The sequence below is a fragment of the Curtobacterium sp. MCPF17_002 genome (genome assembly GCF_003234115.2).
Lineage (GTDB): Bacteria > Actinomycetota > Actinomycetes > Actinomycetales > Microbacteriaceae > Curtobacterium.
In genome coordinates, this window is the sequence record NZ_CP126251.1 from 714,667 (window position 1) to 730,371 (window position 15,705).

The window sequence follows — 15,705 nt, forward strand, 5'->3', positions numbered from 1 at the left end:
CGCGACCAGACGACAGAAGAGAGGCACGGTGCCAGCTGGCACCGTGCCTCCCGTCTGCCCTCAGCGGTTGAAGAAGAGCAGGCCGCGCACGTAGCCGGCCTGCCCGGCGTGCTGCGTGCAGTCGTCGAGGATGCTGACGAGCCGTGCTCCGGCGGTGACCGGCGGGTCCCACGCGTCGTCGACCACCGGGTCGAGGTCCTCCGGGGACAGGGTGCCGACGTAGGCGACGGTGCGTTCGTGCACCGCGCGCAGGTACCCGAGCAGCAACTCGGCGGAGGCACGCACGCGCCCGACGTCGTCGCGGGACATCCCGTAGCCGAGTGCTTCGGCGGGGAACGGCAGGCCGAAGCGCTCCACCCAGCCGTCGGCGGTCCACACCTGGTCGGTGCCGGCGAGGTCCGCGATCTGTGCGTCCTGCCCGCGGGCGATGTGCCAGGCGAGCCAGGCGAGCGTGTTCGCACCCGTCGCCGGGCGCGACGCCAGCTGGTCCTCGGAGAGCCCGTCCACGGCGCGCGACACGGTCTCGGGCACGCGGGAGAAGGCTTCGATGAGGAGTTCTGATGGGGTCATGCCGGCCACGCTACGCGGCGGGCACGACACGCACCGTCACACGCGTCCGCCCGTGACCGGCGCCCGCCGGTCACGGCGCCCGCCCGTCACCCTCGTTCGGTCAGGGGACGAGACCGGCGACCGTCGCCTGGTCGTGGACGGCGCGGGAGTGCCGGTCGAGCGCGGTGCCGAGCCGGTCGAACGCGGCGGCGAGCTGTGCCCGGTCGTCGGGTGCGATGACCTCGCGGAAGGCGGACGTGTAGACGGCGCCGATGCCCTTCGCGACCTCGGCCCCGGACGGGGTGAGGTGGATGAGGATGCTGCGGCGGTCCTCGGGGTTCGGGCGGCGCTCGATGTGGGCGCGCTTCTCGAGCCGGTCGATGAGCGAGGTCATGGCCCCGGTCGTCAGCTCGAGGTACTCGCCGGCCTGCTTCGGGGTGACGCCCTGGCCGTCGGCGGCCGCGAGGAAGAACACGAACCGGGTGTCGGTGGCGTTGAGGCTGCGGGTGTGGCTCTCGTGGTGGAGGACGCGTGCGTGCTGCATCTGGAGCACGCGGAACGCGGTCATCAGCTTCGCGAGGTCGGTGTCCGGCGTCGGCTCGGGCACGCTGACGGTGGGGGAGACAGGGGCTGGGGGCAGCTCCTGTCCACGCTGCTGGGGAAGCGCGGGGGCGGTGTCCGTCATCGGGCGGCTCTTCTCGGGTGGTGATCGCCTGCGCGATCGGAGGGACGGCACGGGTATGCCGCCGTGCTGCTCATTGAACAAGTATCTCACCGATCAAGGTACCCCCAGCAGTGGGGGCATACCTCCGCTTGTGAGCCGCACGGTTGCCAAGTAGCTTGATCGTCGTACCAACCAACCACGGCACCGAAGCGCGGCCAACCACCGCGAGACCGGTTCCACCTCTGGATCAGGAGCTCCGCCATGTCTCGTGTCACCCCTCGCGCCGCCCGTCTCGCCGCCTGGATCGCCATCCCCGCCGCTCTCGTGGCCTCGGGTGTCGTCGTCTCGACCGCGTCCTACTCGGCCTTCTCGGCCACCACGGTCAACCCGACCAGCAACTGGACCGCCGGCAGCGTCGCCCTCACCGACGACGACAACAACACCGCGCTGTTCAACGCGACCGGCCTCAAGCCGGGCTCGACGGGCGCCAACTGCATCACGGTCACGTCGACCGGTTCGCTGCCCTCGACCGTCAAGCTCTACGGCACCAACGCCGCGGCCACCAAGGGCCTCGACGCCAACATGACCCTCACGGTCGAGCAGGGCACCGGCGGCGGCTTCGGCTCCTGCACCGGCTTCACCCCCGCCACGACCAGCGGCAGCCTCTACAGCGGCCTGCTCAGCAACTTCACCGCGTCGAGCTTCGCCAGCGGCCTCGGCACGTGGGCCCCGACCGGCACCGCCTCGGAGTCGCGCGTCTACCGCTTCACCTACTCGGTCTCGAGCACCGCGCCGAACACCGTGCAGGGCGGCACCGCGGCCCTCGGCTTCACCTGGGAAGCCCAGAACAGCTGAACCGGACCGTCTGGAGCGTGATCAGCGCTCCTGACCGCTCCTCCCGGTGACCTCCGGGGCCGCGCGTGACGCCGGCCCCGTCGCCCCCTCCTGAACGCGCCCCCGGTCGAAGGCAGTCATGGCAAGCATCGCAGTGCACGGTGGTCCCACACCGCACGACGTGCTCCGTGACGCCGTCGACTGGGGGCGCGTCGTCGTCGCCACCCTCGCCCGCGGCGTCGTCGCCACACTGCTCGGGCTCGCGCTCTGGGCAGCGGCACCCGCGGTGATCGGCTGGCAGCCGACCACGGTGATGACCGGGTCCATGGAGCCCCGGCTCACGCCCGGCGACGTCGTGGTCTCACGGCCGGTCAGCGCCGGCGAGGTCCGGATGGGCAAGATCCTGCTCGCCGACGACCCGGACCAGCCCGGACACCTCCGCATGCACCGCTACGTCGACGACGGCCCCGACGGCACCCTCGTCACGAAGGGCGACGCGAACCCGCAGCAGGACTCGACGCCGCTCGAGCGGTCCGCCGTGCACGGGGTCGCGTTCCTGCGGGTGCCGTTCGTCGGGACGCCGATCACCTGGATCCGTACCGGTCAGTGGATGCCGGTGGGCATGCTGGCCCTCGCGCTGGTCGCGGTGCTCGCGCTCTGCACGATCGACGGGTCGCTGCGCCGGTTCGCGGGGTCCTCACCGGTCGCTCCCACGGACGACGGCGACGGCGACGGCGGTGACGGCGACGGCGGCGGTGACGGTGCGGATGACGGCCTGGAGGCGCGTGACGGCGCCGCCCCGCGCCTCCCGTCCGATCCCGCTCCGGTCCGGAGCCGCCACGTCCTCCGTCGACAGGCGCGACGCGTGCGTCGGCTGCGCCGACTCGGCGGGGCGGCCGCCGTCCTGGTGGTCGCCGGCGGTCTCGGTGTCCTGCTGCCGGAGCAGGCCGTCGCGGTGCCGTGGTCGCAGACGACGGTGAACCCGAGGTCCTCGTTCGGTGCCGCCACCGCCGTCGCGCCGACGGCCCTCGGCTGCACGAACAACGCCGACCACTCGGTCAACATCACCTTCACGCCGCCCGCCGGCACGACCGCGACGTACACCGTCATCATGAACGGCAACACCGTCGTCACGAGCGGGACGGGATCGCCGATCCGCGTCGCCGGATCCGGCATCCTCAGCCTCGGGGCCGTCGTCACGATCACCGTCCGCACGGAGCTCGGCAGCAACTGGACGGCCACGAGCACCTCGAGCACGAAGATCCAGACCGCGCTCGTCGGCACGAACCTCACCTGCGGCTGAGTTCTCCACAGGTCGCCGCGGGGCGTCGGGTGATGTCCGTGGCCGCGGCTAGCGTGACGGCATGCGCATCCTGCACACCGGCGACTGGCACCTCGGCCGCACACTGCTGGGTGCTGACCTGCTCGAGCACCAGGTGGCGTTCCTGGACTGGCTCGTCCGCCAGGTGCGCGAGCGCGCGATCGACCTCGTCGTGATCGCGGGCGACGTGTACGACCGCGCGATCCCGCCGGTCGACGCCGTCCGGATGCTGTCCCGTGTCCTCGAGCGACTGGCGGAGACCACGACGGTCGTCCTCACCCCGGGCAACCACGACTCCGCCGCGCGACTCGGCTTCGGCGCCGGTGTGATGGGCGACCGCGTCCGGATCCTCGCCGAACCCGCCGGCATCGCGACCCCGGTGATCGTGCCGGACGCGGCTGGCACGGTCGCCGTCTACGGCATCCCGTACCTGCACCCCGACCTCACGCGGTACGCGCTCGCAGCGGTGCCCGACGAACCGCTCGCCCGCTCCCACCAGGCCGTCGTCGGCGCCGCGATGGAGCGGGTGCGCGCGGACCTCGCCGACCGCCCGGGCACGCGCAGCGTCGTCGTGGCGCACGCGTTCGTCGGCGGGACCGAACCGAGCGACAGCGAGCAGGACATCCGTGTCGGCGGTGTCGACCGCGTTGCCGAGGCGGTGTTCGACGGCGTCGACTACGTCGCGCTCGGGCACCTGCACGGACCGCAGCGGGTCGGCTCGTCCGACCGCATCCGGTACGCCGGGTCGCCGCTCGCGTTCTCGTTCGGCGAGCGGAACCAGCAGAAGTCGGTGACCGTCGTCGACCTCGACGCCGCCGGCGGGGTGACGGTCGAACTCGTCCCGGCACCCGTGCCCCGACGCCTCGTCGACGTCCGCGGCAGCATCGACGACATCGAGTCGGGCACCTTCCGGTCCGCGGCGGACGCCTGGGTCCGGGTCGCCGTGACGGACACCGTGCACCCGGAACGGATGTACGCCCGCGTGAAGGACCACTTCCCGCACGCCCTCGCGATCACGCACGAGCCGGCCGACCGTGGTGAACGCGCCGCGGTCCGGGCGGTCACGGCGACCTCCGACCCGGTCGAGGTCGCGTCGGACTTCGTGTCCTTCGCCACGGGTGCTGCGCCGAGCGACGACGACCGCGCGATCCTCACCGAGGCGTACGAGGCAGCCGCGCTGGCGCTGCAGCGCGAGGGGGACCGCTGATGTACCTGCACCGTCTCGAACTCCGCGCGATCGGTCCCTACCCGGACCTCGTGTCGATCGACTTCGCCGCGCTCGCCGCCTCCGGGGTGTTCCTGCTCGAGGGGCCGACCGGCTCCGGCAAGTCCACGATCATCGATGCCGTCGTGTTCGCCCTGTACGGCAAGCTCGCCGGCGCTGACGCCAGCGACGACCGCCTGCACAGCCAGCACGCCGACCCCGCGGTGGAGCCCTTCGTCGAGCTCGTGTTCGAGACCGGTGCCGGCGTGTACCGGGTCCGGCGCACGCCGCAGTACGACCGCCCGAAGCAGCGTGGGACCGGCACCGTGAAGCAGCAGGCGTCCGTGCAGCTCGTCCGTCTGGCCGACCCCGCCGACGTCGCGGGTGAGCCACTGTCCTCCCGCATCCCCGAGGTCGCCGTCGAGATCGCCCGCATCGTGGGACTCGACCGGGCGCAGTTCCTGCAGACCGTGGTGCTGCCCCAGGGCGAGTTCGCCCGGTTCCTCCGTTCCCCGGGCGAGGACCGCCGGAAGCTCCTGCAGTCCCTGTTCGGCACGCAGGTCTACGACCGCACCGCCGACGAGCTCGCGGCCCGTCGCCGAGCGGTCCAGGCCGACGTCGGCGGCGCGGACGCCCGCGTGCGCGACGCCCTGAGCCGGTTCGCACAGGCTGCCGGCACCGACGATCCGGACGAGTCCGTCGTCGGCCCGACGGTCGTGACACTCCGCGCCGCAGCCGACGTCGCCGAGGCAGCGCGGGCATCCGCGGCCGGCGTCGCCGCAGCAGCCGCGGCGCACGAGCAGGCGGTCACCGCACGCGCGGCGGCCCTCGACCGTCGCGCCGAACTCCTCCGACGTCGCACACTCCTCGACGCCGGTGCGCCCGACGTCGATGTTGCCCGGACGCGCCTGGGCCTCGCCGAGCGGGCCGCACGGGTGGCGGCGGTCGCCGACGGACTCGATGCCGCCCGCGCCCGCTCGGATCAAGCGTTCGGGGCGGCCGAAGCCCTCCGTACCCGGCACGACATCAGCATGGCGGGCGATGCGCTCGTCCGTCGGCGTTCGACCGTCTCCGGCTGCCTCACGACGGTCCGCCACCTGGTCTCCGTCGAAGCCGGGATCGCCGGGCGGCGACGGGCCGCGGACGCCGCCGTCGGTCGCGGCGAGCAGCTCACCGTCCGATTGGCCGAACTCGACGCCGCACTCGACGCACGGCCGGCCGGACGAGCCCGCATCGTCGAGGCCGCCCGCGCCGCTGCCGAGATCGCCGCCGGGGCTGAGGGCGCACGGGTCGAGGTCGAGCGGGTCGGACGGCTCCGTGCCGAACTCGACGCCCGAGCGGTCTCCGAGCGCCGGGTCCGCGGTGCCGAGCAGACCGTCAGTGCTGCCCGGACGGCCGCCCACGACCTGGTCCGGGCCGAGCAGCAGCTCCGCGAGCGCCGCATCGCCGGACTCGCCGGGGAACTCGGCGCTGCGCTCGTGTCAGGTGATCCCTGCCCCGTGTGCGGCGCGACCGAGCACCCCGTCGTCGCACTCCCGCAGGACGACCACCCCACCGCCGACGCGATCGAGGCAGCCGCCCACGTCGCCCGCCGCGCGGAACAGGACCTCTCCGACGCCGCAGCGGCACTCGCGGTCGAGCGGGCCGAACTCGAGCGTCTCGGGCAGGTGCTCGGCGACACCGACGAGGCGACGGTCGACGCCCTCGACGCCGTTGCCCGGGCCCGGGTCGACGCCGCCCACGACGCCGCCGTGCGGGTCCGTGACCTCGAGCAGCAGCGGGCCGCACACGACGAGCAGACCCGGGCTCTCGAGCGGCAGCGCAACGAGGTCGACACCGAGCGGGCGGTCCTCGCGAGCTCGGCGTCGGCCGACGCCGAGCGTCTCGAGCAGGACACCGCAGCCGTGCAGCAGGCGGTCGACCGTGTGGCCGAGCTCCTCGACGCCGCGCCGGACACACTCCGTGCGGGGGTCGAGCAGCTCGACGTGCTCATCGACCGGCTCGACGCCCTGGCGCAGGCAGACGAGCGCGCTGCCGTCGCGACCGAGGCCGTCCGCGAACGAGCGGCCGAGGTCGAACAGGTGCTCGCCGAGCAGGAGTTCGACGACGTCGGTGCTGCGCGTGCTGCTCTCCTCGACCGGTCCGAGACCGAGCGGCTCCGGACCGCGGTCGCCACCGCGGATCGTGAGCGCGCGGTGGTCGATGCCGGTCTGGCGGAGCCCGCGGTGGTCGCCGCCGCCGATGACGACCCGGAAGGTCTCGACCTCGACGGCGCCCGGGCCGCGCGCGACCGGGCCGGCACGGACGCCGAGGACGCCACCCGCGTCGCGACCTCGGCGGGGGACCGGGCCACGGCGTCCGAGCGGTGCGCCGCCGACGTCGCCGACGCCGGACGCGCACGAGACGACACCTCGGCCCGCAGCCGCGCGGTCGTGCGCCTCGCCGACATCGCCGCCGGACAGCCGTCCGTGAACCCGAGCGGCATCACGCTCGGCACCTACGTGCTCATGCGACGGTTCGAGGACGTCGTCGCCGCGGCGAACGACCGGTTGCGGGCGATGCTCGCGGGCCGGTTCACGCTCGAGACCTCCGACGAGCGGGAGTCCGGGTCACGCGCACGTCGGACGGGGCTCGCCCTCGCCGTGCACGACCAGACCACCGACACCGTCCGTGACCCCCGCAGCCTGTCCGGTGGCGAGACCTTCACGGTGTCGCTCTGCCTGGCGCTCGGGCTCGCCGACGTCGTGCAGGCCGAGGCCGGCGGGGTCTCGCTCGGCACGCTGTTCGTCGACGAGGGGTTCGGCACGCTCGACCCGGAGACGCTCGACGACGTCATCGGGCAGCTCTCGCGGCTCACCGCCGGTGGCCGTCAGGTCGGGATCGTCAGCCACGTCGAGGAACTCAAGCAGCGGATCCCGGAGCGCATCGCGGTACGCCGGACGGCCGAGGGCGGTTCCCGCGTCACGACCACGGTCTGACCCGGCCCGCCGTGCGACCGGCGCGACCGCCCGCAGTGCGCCCGGCGCGACCGGCCGGCCGTGCGACCGACCGGCGCGACCGGCCCGCCGAGTCAGGGCGTCGGGGAGACGTCCACCGTGCCGTCCGGGGACGGCAGGATGTCGGCCGCGATCCACGGGAACACCCACGTGAACAGCACGTACACGATGGCCGCGAGCAGCACGAGCAACTCGATCACCTTGAGCGCGGTGGGACCGGGCAGGATCCGCCACACGAACGGGAAGATCACTTCGACGTCTCCGAGACTTCCTTGGGGGTGCCCTCCGACGCGGGCATCCAGTAGTCGAGCTTGGCGTGCGTGACGTACCGCTCCTTGGCCGACCACATCGGGTGGCACGCGGTCAGGGTCAGCCAGCGGTCGTCGGCGGTGGGTTCCACGCCGGGCTTGTTCGGCACCGGGGCGATGGTCTCGATGTGGTCCGGGGTGACGATCTGGGAGTCCGTGACCTTGTACACGTACCAGACGTCGAACTTCGTCTTCGCGTCGGTGACCCGCACGACGACGGAGTCGCCGGTCTTGAGCTCGGCGATCTGGTTGAGCGGCTTGCCGTAGGTGACGCGGTGGCCGGCGACGGCGAAGTTCCCCTCGGCACCGGGCATCGCGGTGTCCTGGTAGTGGCCCAGCCCGATGGTGTTGAGGACCTTCTCACGATCGGTGCCCTCGCCGATCGGCCGCGTGTAGTCCGCACCGAACCGGGGGATCTGCATCGTGCCGAACACGTCGGTGACGTTCGGCGGCTCGGCGAGGACGGGAGCGGGCCCACGGTGCTCGGTGCCGGCAGTCGGCTTGGTCTCGGTCTGCCCGAGGTCCTTGACGAGCGCCGTCTGCGCGTGCACCGCGACGACGTCGGTCCACCACGCGGTCCACACCACGTACAGCCCGGTACCCGCGCCCGCGATGATGAGGAGCTCCGCGATGAGCGACACGATCGCGCCGCCGACCGTCTGCCGGCGACGGGGCGTCCGTGTCGCACCGCCCTCACCGTCACGTCGGGATCGACGTGAGGGCAGTGTGTCGTGTGCGGTCACGGGGCTCCTGATCCGGAAGGGGTGGTCGGACAGGTCTATCAGACCACGGCGACGGCACCGTGACGAGGTTCTCCACAGCTCCGTTAGCGTGAGGAGATGCAGCACGTCCTCCGCGCCTTCACGCCAGCCGACACCGACGCCGTCATCGCCCTGTGGGAGTCGTGCGGGCTGGTCCGCCCGTGGAACGACCCCCGACGTGACATCGCGCGCAAGCTCACGGTCCAGCCCGAGCTGTTCCTGGTCGCCGAGGTCGCCGAGGACGCGATCGTCGGCGCCGGAATGGCGGGGTTCGACGGGCACCGCGGCTGGGTGAACTACCTCGCCGTCCGCCCGGACCTGCAGGGCTCCGGACTCGGCCGCGCCTTCATGGCGGAGTTCGAGCGCCTGTTGACGGACCTCGGCTGCCCGAAGCTCAACCTGCAGGTGCGCGCCGGCAACGAGCAGGTGCTCGGCTTCTACGAATCGCTCGGCTACGCCCCGGACCACACGGTCTCGCTCGGCAAGCGCCTCATCCCCGACGCCTGACCCCACCGAGCTTTCGCGCCGAGCGACACCTCACGCGATCGGAACCGCGTGACGTGTCGCTCAGCGCGAAGAACCGCGCGCCGGCCCGCAGCAGCGGAGCGCAGCACAGCAGCGCAGCGCAGCGGAGCCCTACGCCAGCGCCAGCCCGACGGACGCCGCGAACGCCAGCACGATGCCGGCCCACTGCACCGCGCTGAGCCGCTCCCGCAGCACCACCCCCGCGAGGACGACGGTCCCGATCGGGTACAGCGCGTTGAGCACGCTCACGACGGGCAGCGTCACCGGGTCGTCGCTCGAGTGCAGCCCGGCCTGGATGAACACGTTGGCCAGGGCGTCGAGGACGCCGCAGGCGACGACCGTGAGCAGCAGCCGACCCACCAGACGCGGGCGCGTCCCTGGAGGCACGGCAGACCCCGCGACGGCGGCCGACGCTGCGGGGTCTGCCGCGCCTCCAGGGCGTCCGGCCAGTCCCGAGACGAGCGCCGCCACACCGAGCAGTACCGCCTGCAGCACCCGCGCGACCACCAGGGGCGCGACGCCGGAGTCCGACGGCGTCAGGTCGTACGCCAGCACGATCCCGCCGAACCCGCACCCGGCGACCGCCGCGGTGACGAGCCCGCGCGCCGTCAACCGTGCGCCGGACGTGTCCCGGACGGCCGCGACGAGGACCACCGCGACGACGGCCACCACGAGGGCGGTGACGGCGAGCCCGGACAGTGCCGTCCCGCGGAACACCGCGACCAGCACGGGCACGACCGCGGCGAACACGGCGGTGAGGGGTGAGAGCACGCTCATCGGCCCGATCGCCAGCGCACGGTAGAGGAGGAGCACCCCGATCCCGCCGGACATCCCCGCGACCGCGCCCCACAGCGTGCCGGCCCACGTGAAGACCCCGCCGACGACCACGAGGCCGAGCAACAGCGGCACGATCCCGACGGCCGCGGCGACCGCGGCGACGGTCACGGCGCGCAGGCGCCGCGACGCCAGCCCGCCGAGGAAGTCGGCGAACCCGTAGACGAGGGCGCCGGACAGGCCGAGGACGACGGTGAGCACGGCTCCCATCCTGCCCCGCCCGGTAGCCTGCGTGGCGTGAGCGTTCCCTACCACCGGCTGCCCCGCGTCGACGCACGCTGGAGGTGGTGGCGCCCGTTCGTGGCCCTCGCCTTCCTGGCGGGCTGGTACATCGCGTCGCAGGTCCTCATCGCGGTCGCGTACTTCGTGCCGATCGGCGCGACGCAGGGCGCGCAGGGGCTGATGGACCTGCAGAACGACCTCGCGAGCGGTGCCCTCGACCCGACGGACCCGATCGTGCTGTCGATGTCACTGGTGTCGCTCGTGGTGCTGCTGCCCGGCATCCTGCTCGCGGTGCGGATCGCGCGGGTCGGACCGGCGGGCATCCTGTCCTCCGTGCGCTTCCGGGTGCGCTGGGCGTGGACGGCGTGGTGCCTCCTGCCGACGCTGGTCATCGCGGTCGTGATGTTCCTGTTCCAGACCGGCGGCATGTTCACGTTCAGGGGTGGCTTCGGCTGGGACCACGCGGCGATCGGCCAGTCGACGGTGTCGCTCGGCACGCTGACCCTGACGATCGTGCTGGTCCTGCTGCTCGTGCCGTTCCAGGGCGCGGCGGAGGAGTACATCTTCCGCGGCTTCCTCATGCAGACGATCGGCTCGTGGATCCCGTGGCGCATCGTCGGCACGGTCGTCGCCGTGGCGGTCTCGACGGTGGTGTTCGCGCTGCTCCACATCCCCAACGGCTACAACGTGTGGGGCATCCTCGACGTCGGTTCGTTCGGCCTCATCGCGGCGATCATCGTCCTGCGCACCGGGGGGCTCGAGGCCACCGTCCTCCAGCACGCCTTCAACAACATCATGATCTTCGTGCTGCAGGCGCCGGGGTGGTCGCGGATCGACCTGACCTCGTCGGACGCGAACGGCACGGTCGGCGGCTGGCTCCTCACCCTCGGGACGTCGCTCGCGTTCTGGGGCATGGTCGAGCTCCTCGCTCGGTGGCGGAAGCTGGACCGTCGGTTCGCCGGCAGGGAGGCGCCACGGTTCCGCGGTGTGGCCCCGGCCTGGGCAGGTGGCCGACAGTGGCTCCGGCCTGGAGGCACGGGCTGGGCGGGTGCACCGGCCCGCGTCGACGACGTGGCCGGGTCCGGTGATGGCGACGGCGACGGCACCGGCACCGGTGCGGACCGTGTGGAGAACGCGGTGGGTGTCGCCGGTCGGCCGTAGGCTCGTGGCATGAGCACCACGCCCGCGCCCGCCGTCGTGCCTGCCGGTGCCGCCGTCTCGCCGTCGCGCGCTGCCGCGCTCGAGGTCCTGCGCGGCGTGTGGGGCTACGACGACTTCCGCGGCGAGCAGGCCGCGATCATCGAGCAGGTCGTCTCCGGCGGTGACGCCCTCGTGCTCATGCCGACCGGTGGCGGCAAGTCACTCTGCTACCAGGTGCCCGCGCTCGTGCGCGACGGCGTCGGGGTCGTGGTGTCGCCGCTCATCGCCCTCATGCAGGACCAGGTCGACGCCCTCGCGGCGAACGGCGTCAAGGCCGCGTTCCTCAACTCGACGCAGGGGCCGGACGAACGTGCCCGGGTCGAGCGCGCGGTCGTGTCGGGCGAGGTCGACATGCTCTACCTCGCACCCGAACGACTCCGGCTCGAGTCCACCCGCGCGCTGCTCGACCGCGCGCGCATCGCCCTGTTCGCCATCGACGAAGCACACTGCGTCGCGCAGTGGGGCCACGACTTCCGGCCGGACTACCTCGAACTGAGCGTCCTCCACGAGCGCTGGCCGACCGTGCCGCGCATCGCCCTGACCGCCACCGCGACGCCGCAGACCCACCGCGAGATCTCCGCCCGGCTCGGCCTCGACGACGCCGCGCACTTCGTCGCCGACTTCGACCGGCCGAACATCCAGTACCGGATCGAGCCGAAGACCGGGGCGCTGCAGCAGCTCCTCACCTTCATCCGCACCGAGCACAGCGGCGACGCTGGCATCGTCTACTGCCTGTCCCGCAACTCCGTCGAGCGCACCGCGACGGCGCTCGCCCAGCAGGGGATCCAGGCGCTGCCGTACCACGCGGGCCTCGACGCGGCGGTGCGCGCGCGCAACCAGTCCACGTTCCTGCGCGAGGACGGCATCGTCATGGTCGCCACGATCGCCTTCGGCATGGGGATCGACAAGCCGGACGTCCGGTTCGTCGCGCACCTGGACCTGCCGAAGTCGGTGGAGGGCTACTACCAGGAGACCGGTCGGGCCGGGCGCGACGGGCAGCCCGCGACCGCGTGGCTCGCCTACGGCCTGAACGACGTCGTGCAGCAGCGCCGGATGATCGACCAGTCCGAGGGCGACGCCGCCCACCGACGCCAGCTCAGCGCGCACCTCGACGCGATGCTCGCCCTGTGCGAGACGATCGAGTGCCGTCGCGTCCGGCTGCTCGCCTACTTCGGGCAGGAGTCGACGGCGTGCGGCAACTGCGACACGTGCATCGCACCGCCCGAGTCGTGGGACGGCACGGTGCCGGCGCAGAAGCTGCTCTCCACCGTCGTCCGGCTCGACCGTGAGCGCGGGCAGCGGTACGGCGTCTCGCACCTCGTGGACATCCTGGTCGGCAAGCCGTCGCCCCGCGTGCAGGAGCTCCGGCACGAGTCGCTCGCCACGTTCGGCATCGGCAACGACCTCGGTGAGGCCGAGTGGCGCGGGGTCGCCCGGCAGATCCTCGCGCAGGGGTACGCCGCGGTGTCGGGCGACGGGTTCGGCACGATCGTGCTCAGTCCGACGAGCGCCGACGTCCTCGGCGGCAAGGTCACCGTCCGGATGCGTCGCGACCCGGTGAAGGCCCCGCGCGGCAGCCGGGTGCGCCGGGCGGTCGTGACGGACATGCCCCAAGAGGCCGTCGGGCTCTTCGAGACGCTCCGCGCATGGCGTGCCGCACAGGCCCGCGAGCAGGGTGTCCCGGCCTACGTGGTGTTCAACGACGCGACGCTCCGCGGCATCGCCGCGGTGAAGCCCGCGGACGAGGACCAGCTCGCCGAGATCTCCGGTGTCGGCGGTGCGAAGCTCGAGCGCTACGGCCGTGCCGTGCTCGACGTGGTGGCCGCAGCGGACTGAGCGCGACACATGCCCGCTCGGGCATGCGGTCGTGCTCTGCCTCACTACACTCGGAGACTCCCGTCACGAGGAGGCCCGGTGTCCGGTTCGACGAAGTTCACCACCACGCTCAGCCGGGCGGTGGTGACCCCGCTCGCACGCATGCTGTGGCGTCCGCGGATCGTCGGTCGGAAGAACGTCCCGAAGCGCGGCCCCGTGATCCTGGCGAGCAACCACCGTTCGTTCATCGACTCCCCGGCGATCACGCTCATGGCGCCCCGGAAGGTCTCGTTCCTGGCGAAGCAGGAGTACTTCACGGGGAAGGGCCTCCGCGGTGCCGTGTCCCGCGCCTTCTTCGGCGGCATCGGCGCGATCGGTGTCGAGCGCGGTGCGGGTGCGGCCGCGCAGCACGCCCTCGACCTCGGGCTCGAGCGGCTCCAGGCGGGCGAGGCGTTCGCCATCTACCCCGAGGGCACGCGCTCCCTCGACGGCCGGATCTACCGGGGCCGCACGGGTGTGGCGTGGCTGGCGCTGACGAGCGGCGCTCCCGTGGTGCCCGTCGCCCTCACCGGCACCGAGGACGTGCAGCCGGTCGGGTCCCGGCTCCCGAAGCTCGCGAAGGTGACGATCGAGTTCGGGAAACCGCTCGACCTGTCCTCGTTCGGGGAGGCGTCGTCCGGCCGTGCGCGCCGTCACGCCACCGACGCCGTGATGGCCGCGATCCAGGAGCTCAGCGGGCAGGAGCCGGCGAACGCGTACAACAACCCGCCGGCGACGATCGTGGAGCGCGTCCGGCAGGCCCTCCGGCGCGACGACCCGACCGAGGCCGTCGAACCGGACTGATCGTCGCACGATCTCCGTATCAGCTATTGCACATCCGACATATCAGTGTTTGAATGGGGCAGTGCCCAGGGGCACACTCCACCGCGGTCCGGCCGAGAACGGACCGCCTCACACGTGATCGGAAGGTCAGCAGCATGTCCTCCACCCCGCTCTTCGACACCATCGCCCGCCGCGCCGAGGGGACCGCGCCCGTCCCGAGCGTCGCCGCGGCGAGCCCCACCCCGGCTCCCACCTCGCCGATGTCCGCGCCCGTCCGGTCGCACGACTCCACCTTCGTCCCCGCCGCCCTCGTCGCGGCGATCGACGAGATCCCGGCCCGTGTCGTCGCTGCCGCAGGTGCCGCGCACGTCGTCCGCGCCGAACAGCTCGCGCTGGTCGAGGCCGTTGCCGACGCGATCACCCGCGCCGTGGTCGACGCCGTCGTGATCGAGCTCGAGCAGATCACGCGCGACGGCGTCGTCCGCGTCTGACGCATTGTCGACGAACCCGACGAACCCGACGACCCCGCCGAACCTGCCGAGCCGGACGAACCCGCCGAACCCGACGAACCCGATGACCACGACGACCGAGCCCCCACCGATGCGTCCGCGCGGGGCAGCCCGGCAGGCGGCGAACGCCGCGACCGCCGCCGCCGCAGCGGCCGCTGCCGGCGTGGTCTCCCACCAAGCCACCGGGGTGGCGGCGACCGCACCCGCCGCCCCGGTCTCCACTGCACCAGAGACGACCCCTCGACGGACCGCAGGCGACGTCGCGGACACCCTCCGTGCCTGCCGGCCGGTGTCCGAAGCCCTGCCATCCCGACGCGAACTCCGCGCCGGGCCGCAGCGGAAGCGCGAGTCACGACCCACCCCTCGGGACGTGGGTCGTACCGTGACCCGGGGGATCACCCTCCCGCTGCGCTCGATCAGCAGCGCCGTCGCCTCCGCGAAGGCCGTCCCCGTGACCGCGACCGCCGTCGCCGCGTGCCTGTTCTTCACCGTCGCGACTCCGCAGACAGCCGTGGCCGCCACCCCGCAGGCGGCCCTCCCCGCGCTCGACGCGCAGGAGTACACCGTCGCCGCAGGGTCCTCGATCCCGGTCCTGCGCGACTCCTTCGCGATCGGCAGGGTCCCGATCCGGATGCCCGCATCGCCCCCGCCGTCGACGAGCGGTGGCCCGACCTCGGTCCGGCCGGTCGCGGGCACGATCCCGATCGCCGGTGGGTTCGGCTCCCGGTGGGTGCGCGGGTGCGCCTCGTGCTCGACGAACCACCAGGGCCTCGACTTCGCCGCCCCGACGGGGACCGCGGTCGTCGCGGCGATGTCCGGCCGCGTCGTGTCCGCCGGCGTGTTCGGCGGGTACGGCAACCAGGTCCTCCTGCAGCACGCCGACGGCTCGGAGACCCGGTACGGCCACCTGTCGCAGATCAGCGTCCGCGCCGGCCAGACGGTCGCGGTCGGCGAGCGGATCGGCGCCGTGGGGAACACCGGTGTCTCCACCGGGTCGCACCTGCACTTCGAGGTCATCCTCGGCGGCACCCCGGTCGACCCGGCCACGTGGCTGCGGAACCGCGGCCTGCTCTGACACCGGGCGCGTAGCGTCGTCGGCGGAGCGGCACGGTGCTGCTCGGGAGACGGAGACGCACGTGCG

At 72.9% G+C, this 15,705-nt stretch carries 15 protein-coding genes; 10 read left to right on the plus strand and 5 right to left on the minus strand.

Going from position 1 to position 15,705, the window contains the following annotated elements; translation table 11 throughout:
- Positions 1-60: 60 nt before the first annotated feature.
- Both DEJ28_RS03450 and DEJ28_RS03455 read right to left on the minus strand, forming a co-directional pair.
- Entirely contained in the window at positions 61-570 is a 510-nt protein-coding gene (locus tag DEJ28_RS03450; RefSeq protein WP_111116767.1) for a mycothiol transferase, read from the minus strand.
- 100 nt (positions 571-670) lie between these two features.
- A complete protein-coding gene (locus DEJ28_RS03455) occupies positions 671-1,234 on the minus strand; it encodes a MarR family winged helix-turn-helix transcriptional regulator (protein ID WP_111116694.1) in 564 nt (187 codons plus the stop codon).
- Between the two features lie 240 nt (positions 1,235-1,474).
- Between DEJ28_RS03455 and DEJ28_RS03460 the strand changes: the two genes are divergently transcribed.
- The 4 genes from DEJ28_RS03460 to DEJ28_RS03475 all read left to right on the plus strand — a co-directional run bounded on the left by DEJ28_RS03460 (position 1,475) and on the right by DEJ28_RS03475 (position 7,550).
- On the plus strand, positions 1,475-2,068 hold the full coding sequence (locus DEJ28_RS03460; RefSeq protein WP_111116695.1) for a hypothetical protein: 594 nt from the start codon (positions 1,475-1,477) through the stop codon (positions 2,066-2,068).
- Positions 2,069-2,186: 118 nt separating this feature from the next.
- On the plus strand, positions 2,187-3,350 hold the full coding sequence (locus DEJ28_RS03465; protein ID WP_111116696.1) for a S24/S26 family peptidase: 1,164 nt from the start codon (positions 2,187-2,189) through the stop codon (positions 3,348-3,350).
- Positions 3,351-3,411: 61 nt separating this feature from the next.
- Positions 3,412-4,575, plus strand: a complete 1,164-nt coding sequence (locus DEJ28_RS03470; protein ID WP_111116697.1) for an exonuclease SbcCD subunit D — start codon at positions 3,412-3,414, stop codon at positions 4,573-4,575.
- Positions 4,575-7,550: an AAA family ATPase gene (locus DEJ28_RS03475; RefSeq protein WP_111116698.1), complete on the plus strand. Its 2,976-nt coding sequence runs from the start codon at positions 4,575-4,577 to the stop codon at positions 7,548-7,550. The genes DEJ28_RS03470 and DEJ28_RS03475 overlap by 1 nt, the downstream gene beginning before the upstream one ends.
- 92 nt (positions 7,551-7,642) lie before the next feature.
- On the opposite strand, the gene DEJ28_RS03480 is transcribed toward DEJ28_RS03475, so the two are convergent.
- A complete protein-coding gene (locus DEJ28_RS03480; RefSeq protein ID WP_181433808.1) occupies positions 7,643-7,819 on the minus strand; it encodes a hypothetical protein in 177 nt (58 codons plus the stop codon).
- Positions 7,816-8,619, minus strand: coding sequence for a class E sortase (locus tag DEJ28_RS03485; protein ID WP_258368181.1), 804 nt, complete (start codon positions 8,617-8,619; stop codon positions 7,816-7,818). The genes DEJ28_RS03480 and DEJ28_RS03485 overlap by 4 nt, the downstream gene beginning before the upstream one ends.
- Positions 8,620-8,715: 96 nt before the next feature.
- Between DEJ28_RS03485 and DEJ28_RS03490 the strand changes: the two genes are divergently transcribed.
- Positions 8,716-9,144 (plus strand): GNAT family acetyltransferase, encoded by a 429-nt coding sequence (locus DEJ28_RS03490; protein ID WP_111116699.1) that lies wholly within the window; start codon positions 8,716-8,718, stop codon positions 9,142-9,144.
- 129 nt (positions 9,145-9,273) lie between these two features.
- Here DEJ28_RS03490 and DEJ28_RS03495 read toward each other — a convergent pair whose 3' ends face one another.
- A complete protein-coding gene (locus DEJ28_RS03495; RefSeq protein WP_111116700.1) occupies positions 9,274-10,197 on the minus strand; it encodes an EamA family transporter in 924 nt (307 codons plus the stop codon).
- A gap of 36 nt (positions 10,198-10,233) precedes the next feature.
- Between DEJ28_RS03495 and DEJ28_RS03500 the strand changes: the two genes are divergently transcribed.
- The 5 genes from DEJ28_RS03500 to DEJ28_RS03520 all read left to right on the plus strand — a co-directional run bounded on the left by DEJ28_RS03500 (position 10,234) and on the right by DEJ28_RS03520 (position 15,639).
- Complete coding sequence (locus DEJ28_RS03500; protein WP_146248896.1) at positions 10,234-11,379, plus strand: CPBP family intramembrane glutamic endopeptidase; 1,146 nt, start codon at positions 10,234-10,236, stop codon at positions 11,377-11,379.
- 9 nt (positions 11,380-11,388) lie between these two features.
- Complete coding sequence (recQ, locus tag DEJ28_RS03505) at positions 11,389-13,254, plus strand: DNA helicase RecQ (protein ID WP_111116702.1); 1,866 nt, start codon at positions 11,389-11,391, stop codon at positions 13,252-13,254.
- A gap of 78 nt (positions 13,255-13,332) precedes the next feature.
- Positions 13,333-14,076 (plus strand): lysophospholipid acyltransferase family protein, encoded by a 744-nt coding sequence (locus DEJ28_RS03510; RefSeq protein ID WP_111116703.1) that lies wholly within the window; start codon positions 13,333-13,335, stop codon positions 14,074-14,076.
- 134 nt (positions 14,077-14,210) lie between these two features.
- Complete coding sequence (locus DEJ28_RS03515) at positions 14,211-14,546, plus strand: hypothetical protein (RefSeq protein WP_111116704.1); 336 nt, start codon at positions 14,211-14,213, stop codon at positions 14,544-14,546.
- An 82-nt stretch (positions 14,547-14,628) separates the two neighbouring features.
- Positions 14,629-15,639 (plus strand): M23 family metallopeptidase, encoded by a 1,011-nt coding sequence (locus tag DEJ28_RS03520; protein ID WP_220034654.1) that lies wholly within the window; start codon positions 14,629-14,631, stop codon positions 15,637-15,639.
- Positions 15,640-15,705 lie beyond the last annotated feature (66 nt).